Below are 6,128 nucleotides of genomic sequence, written 5' to 3' on the forward strand. Positions count from 1 at the left end.
ACCAGGAACTGTCCGACCCGCGGCTCGGCCTCGTCGGTCCGGGCCCAGACCAGATACCATTTCAGGATCGGCGACCCCGTCGAATAGATCTTGTGGCCGGTCAGGCGCCAGCCCGTCTCGGTCCGCCGCGCGATCGTCGCCGGCAGGCCGCCGCGCGCGGGCGAGCCGAGTTCGGGCTCGACGCGCAGCGCATTGACGAGYGCGACGCCTTCGACGGTCTCGCGCGCAAGCTTGCGCGACAGCCGCGCCGGCCAGGTCGGGCTGCGCGCCATGACGAGATGGTTGATGTAGTGCATCGACAGCACCAGCGCGGTGGACGGATCGGCCTTGCCGACGATGCCAATGACGCGCGCGGCGTAGCGTGCGCCGGCGCCGGCCCCGCCATGAGCTGCCGGAACCGTCAGCGACAGCAGGCCGGCCTCGGAGAGCTCGCGAAAATTCTCGAACGGAAAGCTGCCGGTGCGGTCGTGCTCGGCCGCGCGCGCGGCAAAGGCTTCAGCGAGCGCCTCGGCGCGTACAATGTAGTCGGGCTCTCTATGGGCCGTGCGGCCTTTGGCTATGGAGGTCACCATGTGGCATCCAATCCCAGAAGGCCGAGGATCTGGCGGCGCAGGTCGGCCAGATACGGATCGCCGCGATGACGCGGATAGGGCCGGTCGACGCGGATGTCGGCTTTCACGCGTGCGGGGCGATCGCTGAAGACGATGACGCGGTTGGCGAGCACCAGGGCTTCCTCGGCATCATGTGTCACCAGCAGCGTGGTGAACCCCTTGCGCTGCCACAGCGAGACGAGCTCGGCCTGCATGGTGATGCGGGTGAGCGAGTCGAGTTTTCCCAGCGGCTCGTCGAGGATCAGGATTTTGGGATCGTTGACCAGCGCACGCGCCAAGGCGACGCGCTGCGCCATGCCGCCGGAGAGCTGGTGCGGATAGGCGTTGCGAAACGACGACAGCCCGACGAGATCGAGCGCATCGTCCACGCGCTGCCGCTGGCTCTTGAGGATGCCCTGGGCCTCGAGGCCCAGGGCGACGTTGTCCCAGACCGACCGCCAGGGAAACAGGGTCGGATCCTGGAACACGACCACGCGGGAGGGATGCGGCCGGGTGATGCGGGCCTCGTCCTCACGCAGCGTCCCTGCCTTGGGTTTGTCGAGACCCGCGACGAGGCGCAGCAAGGTCGACTTGCCGCAGCCGGACGGACCGAGCAGCGCGACGAACTCGCCGGGCTCGACCGCGATGCTGACGTCGCTGAGCACCGGCAGCTCGGCACCGTCGATGTCGAAGGCGTGGCTGACCTGCTCGATGTCGAGCGCGGCGCCAGCGGCGGGATGAGTGGCGACTTCGGCCAGCGCGACTGTGGCTACCATTTCACGGTCCCCTTCTGCCAGACCAGCAGGCGGTCGCGGATCGCGAACAGCAGCGTGATCGCGCCGGAGCAGAGCAGCGACATCACGATCAGCGCTGCGTACATGTTGGCGTAAGCGGCCCAGCCCTGCGCCCATTGCAGGTACCAGCCGAGGCCGGCCTTGACGCCGATCATCTCGGCGACGACCAGCACGGCGAAGGACGCGCCGAGCCCCATGAACAGGCCGACGAAGACATGCGGCAGCGCGGCGGGGATCGCGACCTTCAGCACCAGGAAGGACGGCTTTGCGCCCAGCGTGCGCGCGACGTCGTAATAGGCGTTGCTGACGCTCGCGACGCCCGACCAGGTCAGCACGGTGACGGGGAAGCCGGTCGCGAGCGCGATCAGGAAGGTCGAGGCACTCCAGCTCGACGGAAAGGTGAAGAAGGCAATCGGCAGCCAGGCGGTCGCCGGCAGCGGGCCGATGAAGCGCAGCACCGGATGCACCCAATAGCCAACCGCGCGCGACCAGCCGATCGAGACGCCGGTCAGGAAGCCGACCGTGGCGCCGATCAGATAACCGCCGAGCTGGAGCTTGACCGAGGCGAACACGCTGTCGAGCAGCTTGGGCAGGTCGTCGGTGTAGACCTCGATGATCGACTGCGGCGGCGGAAAGAACGGCAGCGGCAACCAGGCGAACTTTGCGGTGGCGACTTCCCACAAGGTCAGGAAGGCACCGAGCGCGACGAGCCAGGGCGCGCGCTGGTGCAACGCCTTCCCCGCCGAGCCGAGATAGTCGGCACCGACCGTGCCGAACAGCGCGACGGCCGCGATGACGAAGGCGGCAATGCCGAGCGAATGCGTGCGTGACCAGTCGCCGACATCGTCCCACCACAGGCAGGACAGGCCGAAGGCGATCCAGGCGACGCTGGCGAGAACGCCGACTCCGGATTCCCGGACCCAGGTCGCGAGCAGCGGCGCGCGCGCGAGGCGCGGCGCGCCGGAGGCGAGGCCGTCAGACAGCGAATACGTCGACATAGATGCGCTCCGCGAATTTGGCTGTATCGGTGCTCTGCTTGAAGACCTGCACGCTCTTGAGGTCGTCGGCATAGGCCTTGAGCTCGCGCTTCAGCACCTCGCCGACGGGATGATGGTGGTGGGTGTGGTAGCGCACCATGCCCTCGATATCGGCGAGCGTCGCCGTCTTCGGCGCGTAGGGCTGGAACGACTTCGCCGTGACGGACGGATTTTGYGAGGTGAACATCGCGGCATCGAGCAGCGCCTGCGTGATGGCGCGCGCGACCTGCGGCTCCTCGCGCACCAGGCTGCCGCGCAGGCCGAGGATGCAGCAGCTCTTGTCGCGATATTCGCCGTCGAGATTGGAAGCAACCTCCTTGTACTGGGTGTCCTTGAGCCAGAGATAGCCAAGCGGATCAGACGACAGGAAGGCCTGCACCTCGCCCTTCTCGACCGCGACGTTGAGAAGGTTGCCGGGATAGGCGCGCCAGTCGACGTCCTTGACCGGATCGATGCCGAGCCGGGCGAGCTGGATCGAGAAGAAGTTCTTGTCGGGACCGGCGAGATCGCCGACCGCGACGATCTTGCCCTTGAGATCGGCGAGCTTGGCGACCCCGGAATCGGTGCGAGTCAGCACGCGCATGCAGCCGCCATGGGTGCCGGCGGCGATCTTGACGTCAAAGCCCTGCTCCAGCGGCTTCAGCCAGCGCAGCGCCATGCCGAGGCCGGCATCGCTCTTGCCGGTCGCGATCGCCTCGAGCAGTTGGTCGGTCGAGCCGGAATAGTGGACGAGCTCGACGTCGAGATTGTGTTTCTGGAAGAAGCCGTGCTCGATGGCGACCGGGACYGGCGCGAGGCACACCGCGCCGGCGTTCCACGACAGTTTCAGCTTGCGCGGCCCGCCGGTGAGCGCTGGGCTATCTGCCGCCGTCCGGCACAGCGGGAACTCCGAGAGGTCGACACCGGGCGCGATCGCCTGTGGCGCAAAGGCCTGCGCGCCGAGGGCACCCAGCGGCGCTGCGAAGGCAGCAGCGAGCCCCGCCTGGAGCAGGTGACGTCGATCGAGGCTCGATCCGCCGCGCTTGTTGTTCTTGTTCATCGGCCCCTTGCTCCTGCGCTGGCACGGCTCCGCCATTCGCGCAACGCTTCACGTTGCGCATATTCCGTGCGGAGCTGCGTTGAGAGAATATCTTTTCGGCGGCGCTTCCCGTGCCGCGTTGATGCGATGCGCAAATCATGCGGCGCGCCTGCCGCATCGTCAATGAAATGGAATTTCGAATGTGGCGCGAGGCAAAGTCATTCTCTCCACCGGCGCGTGCAGGAACGATGAAACGATTTCCGCCGATGCATCGGTTGGCAGAGAGCCCTTGCGACTCCTCCCCTGCTTCATTCTTGCGCAGCATCGGCCGCGCACGCCGCACGTTCTCGAAAACAACGCTTCACTGAAACGTCGTTGCCTGGCGCAGGCACAATACGGACGGCCATTTCATTGACTGCACGTCGCGCGCTCATAGACTTGATCGTCCCGCTGCATCGTTTGCTCACGCGCCGTGAGCAAACCAACAAGACAGATCACATGAGCATCAACTCCTTCTCTCTCGATCATTCGATCACGCGCCGACTTGCGGCCTCGCTGCTGGCCGCCGCCATCACCTTGTCGACGGCGGCCACATCGCTCGCGGCCGACGCCGTCGTGCTGCGCGTCGGCGACCAGAAGGGCGGCAATCGCTCGCTGCTGGAGATCTCCGGCTACGCGAAGGACCTGCCCTACAAGATCGAATGGTCGGAATTCCCGGCTGCAGCTCCAATTCTCGAAGCGCTCAACGCCGGCGCGCTCGACGTCGGCTACACCGGCGATCTCTCCTTCCTGTCGGTCTATGCGGCGGGTGCGCCGATCAAGGCGATCGGCGGCACGCGCTCGGATGCGAAGACGCAGGCGATCCTCGTGCGCCAGGATTCGCCGATCAAGTCGGCGGCCGACCTCAGGGGCAAGCGCCTCGCCGGCACGCGCGGCGGCTGGGGCCAGTTCCTGATCGACGCGACGCTGGAGAAGGCGCAGATCAAGCTGGAGGACGCGACCTTCGCGCCGCTCGGTCCCGTGGATGCCAAGATCGCGCTGGTCGCCGGCTCGATCGACGCCTGGGCAGTGTGGGAGCCCTACGTCTCCTTCGCGACGCTGAAGGACAAGGCCCGCGTGATCGCCGACGGCGAAGGCCTGACGCCGACCATCACCTTCATCGTCGCTTCCGACAATGCCATCGCCACCAAGCGCGCGGCCGTGCAGGACCTCGTGCAGAGGTTGAACAAGGCACGGCTGTGGTCGCTGGATCATGTTGCCGAATACGCCAGGAGCACGGCCGAGCTGACCAGGCTGCCGGAGGACGTGCTGCTGTCGTCCTACACCGCGCAGCGCACCAGCCCGATCGTGATCGACGAGAACGTGGTGAAGGAGATCCAGGCAGCTTCGGACCGCTCGACGCGCTACGGCATCCTGCCGAAGAAGCTCGACGTCAACCAGGCCGTCGACCGCAGCTTCACCGCCGCGGCCGCGGGATCGAACTAGGCGGAGACGGCGGGATGCACAGGCTTCGCCTCAAGGCCGGCCCGCTGCATCTCGCCGCGATCGTGCTCGCGCATTTCGCCTGCATGAGCCTGATCGTGTGGCTCTCGCTCTAGCCCTCACCAATAGGCGCGGTAGTACGGGCGGGCATACGGCCGGTAGTAACCGTAATAGGGCCGATAGTACCGACGATAGCCGTAATAGCGGGGATAGGCTGGCCCATAGCCGTAATAGGCCGGCGCATAACCATAGCCATATCCCGGATAACCATAGCCACCGTAATACGGGCCGCCGCCATAATAGCCGTAGCCGTAAGGTGCGCTGCTGGCGATGGCGCCGCCGATGATCGCACCGGCCGCGAGGCCGCCGAGACCCCATCCCCAGCCGCCGCCACGCCAGTGCACCTGCGTGACGTCGTCGCCGGCCGCGGCCTTCATGGCCGCGACATTGGTCGGCAGCGGGGCTGCCGCCACCTGCTCGATTTGGCTGGCGATGACCACGCCCGCCAGCGAACAGGCAATTGCCGTTGTCCAGATCCTCATCGTCTTGCTCCTTGTCTGACGTTTCATTTGGAAAAGGAACACTCACCATGATCGGGCATCCCGGCGCCAAGTCAAAGCCTCGATTTTGCGTGCGGCGCACAAGAGAGCCCGTGCATGCCTCAAATATGATCAGCGGGGCGCCGGGAGGCGGCACGCGGCCCGACGACGCCGACGGCCGATCACCACGGCAAAGCATTAAGCTTCCCGCGCGTTCGCAACCAACAACCTCCTTCCCGATTTACTATTCGTACCGTTACTATCGGTTCCAATGGGTGCGCGGCCGAGAGGCATCTCGCGAGGGCTCCGGCTTGCGCCAGAGAAGAGTGGGAGGATGACATGAGTGCCGTCGGAAATGAGCCGCTCGCCCGTCAGGCGCTGGCGTTCGTCCTGGCTGGCGGACGCGGCAGCCGGCTTCTGGAGCTGACCGACCGGCGCGCCAAGCCCGCGGTCTATTTCGGCGGCAAGTCCCGCATCATCGATTTCGCGCTGTCGAACGCGGTGAACTCGGGCATCCGCCGCATCGCGGTCGCCACCCAGTACAAGGCGCACAGCCTGATCCGGCATCTTCAGATGGGCTGGAACTTCTTCCGCCCGGAGCGCAACGAGAGCTTTGACATCCTGCCCGCGAGCCAGCGTGTCTCCGAGAACATGTGGTATGTCGGCAC

7 protein-coding genes are annotated in these 6,128 nt (G+C 66.2%); 2 read left to right on the forward strand and 5 right to left on the reverse strand.

Annotated elements, in window-relative coordinates; all coding sequences use genetic code 11:
- The 4 genes from AC1D00_RS22495 to AC1D00_RS22510 all read right to left on the reverse strand — a co-directional run.
- A partial coding sequence (locus AC1D00_RS22495) for an acyl-CoA dehydrogenase family protein (RefSeq protein WP_477012161.1) occupies window positions 1–572 on the reverse strand: 572 nt, incomplete at its 3' end.
- Complete coding sequence (locus AC1D00_RS22500; RefSeq protein ID WP_404553811.1) at window positions 566–1,366, reverse strand: ABC transporter ATP-binding protein; 801 nt, start codon at window positions 1,364–1,366, stop codon at window positions 566–568. The genes AC1D00_RS22500 and AC1D00_RS22495, both read right to left, overlap by 7 nt.
- Entirely contained in the window at window positions 1,360–2,382 is a 1,023-nt protein-coding gene (locus AC1D00_RS22505) for an ABC transporter permease (protein WP_477012162.1), read from the reverse strand. Before AC1D00_RS22505 ends, AC1D00_RS22500 begins: the two co-directional genes overlap by 7 nt.
- Complete coding sequence (locus tag AC1D00_RS22510) at window positions 2,360–3,460, reverse strand: ABC transporter substrate-binding protein (protein ID WP_477012163.1); 1,101 nt, start codon at window positions 3,458–3,460, stop codon at window positions 2,360–2,362. The genes AC1D00_RS22505 and AC1D00_RS22510 overlap by 23 nt, the downstream gene beginning before the upstream one ends.
- A 477-nt stretch (window positions 3,461–3,937) precedes the next feature.
- On the opposite strand from AC1D00_RS22510, the gene AC1D00_RS22515 reads away from it, so the two are divergent.
- The gene (locus tag AC1D00_RS22515) at window positions 3,938–4,924 is read left to right on the forward strand and encodes an ABC transporter substrate-binding protein (RefSeq protein ID WP_477012164.1); all 987 of its coding nucleotides are present in this window, start codon (window positions 3,938–3,940) and stop codon (window positions 4,922–4,924) included.
- A 116-nt stretch (window positions 4,925–5,040) separates the two neighbouring features.
- Here the strand turns inward: AC1D00_RS22515 and AC1D00_RS22520 are convergent, their stop codons facing one another.
- Complete coding sequence (locus AC1D00_RS22520; protein WP_404553806.1) at window positions 5,041–5,463, reverse strand: hypothetical protein; 423 nt, start codon at window positions 5,461–5,463, stop codon at window positions 5,041–5,043.
- A gap of 336 nt (window positions 5,464–5,799) precedes the next feature.
- On the opposite strand from AC1D00_RS22520, the gene AC1D00_RS22525 reads away from it, so the two are divergent.
- On the forward strand, window positions 5,800–6,128 hold a 329-nt coding region (locus AC1D00_RS22525; protein WP_477012165.1), incomplete at its 3' end, for a sugar phosphate nucleotidyltransferase.

This window comes from Bradyrhizobium sp. P2_E8, assembly GCF_056403875.1.

Excerpts from the sequence above, each read along its gene's own strand:
- AC1D00_RS22515 (WP_477012164.1), top strand. The coding sequence starts at position 3,938 with ATGAGCATCAACTCCTTCTCTCTCGATCATTCGATCACGCGCCGACTT.
- AC1D00_RS22500 (WP_404553811.1), bottom strand. The coding sequence starts at position 1,366 with ATGGTAGCCACAGTCGCGCTGGCCGAAGTCGCCACTCATCCCGCCGCT.
- AC1D00_RS22520 (WP_404553806.1), bottom strand. The coding sequence starts at position 5,463 with ATGAGGATCTGGACAACGGCAATTGCCTGTTCGCTGGCGGGCGTGGTC.
- AC1D00_RS22505 (WP_477012162.1), bottom strand. The coding sequence starts at position 2,382 with ATGTCGACGTATTCGCTGTCTGACGGCCTCGCCTCCGGCGCGCCGCGC.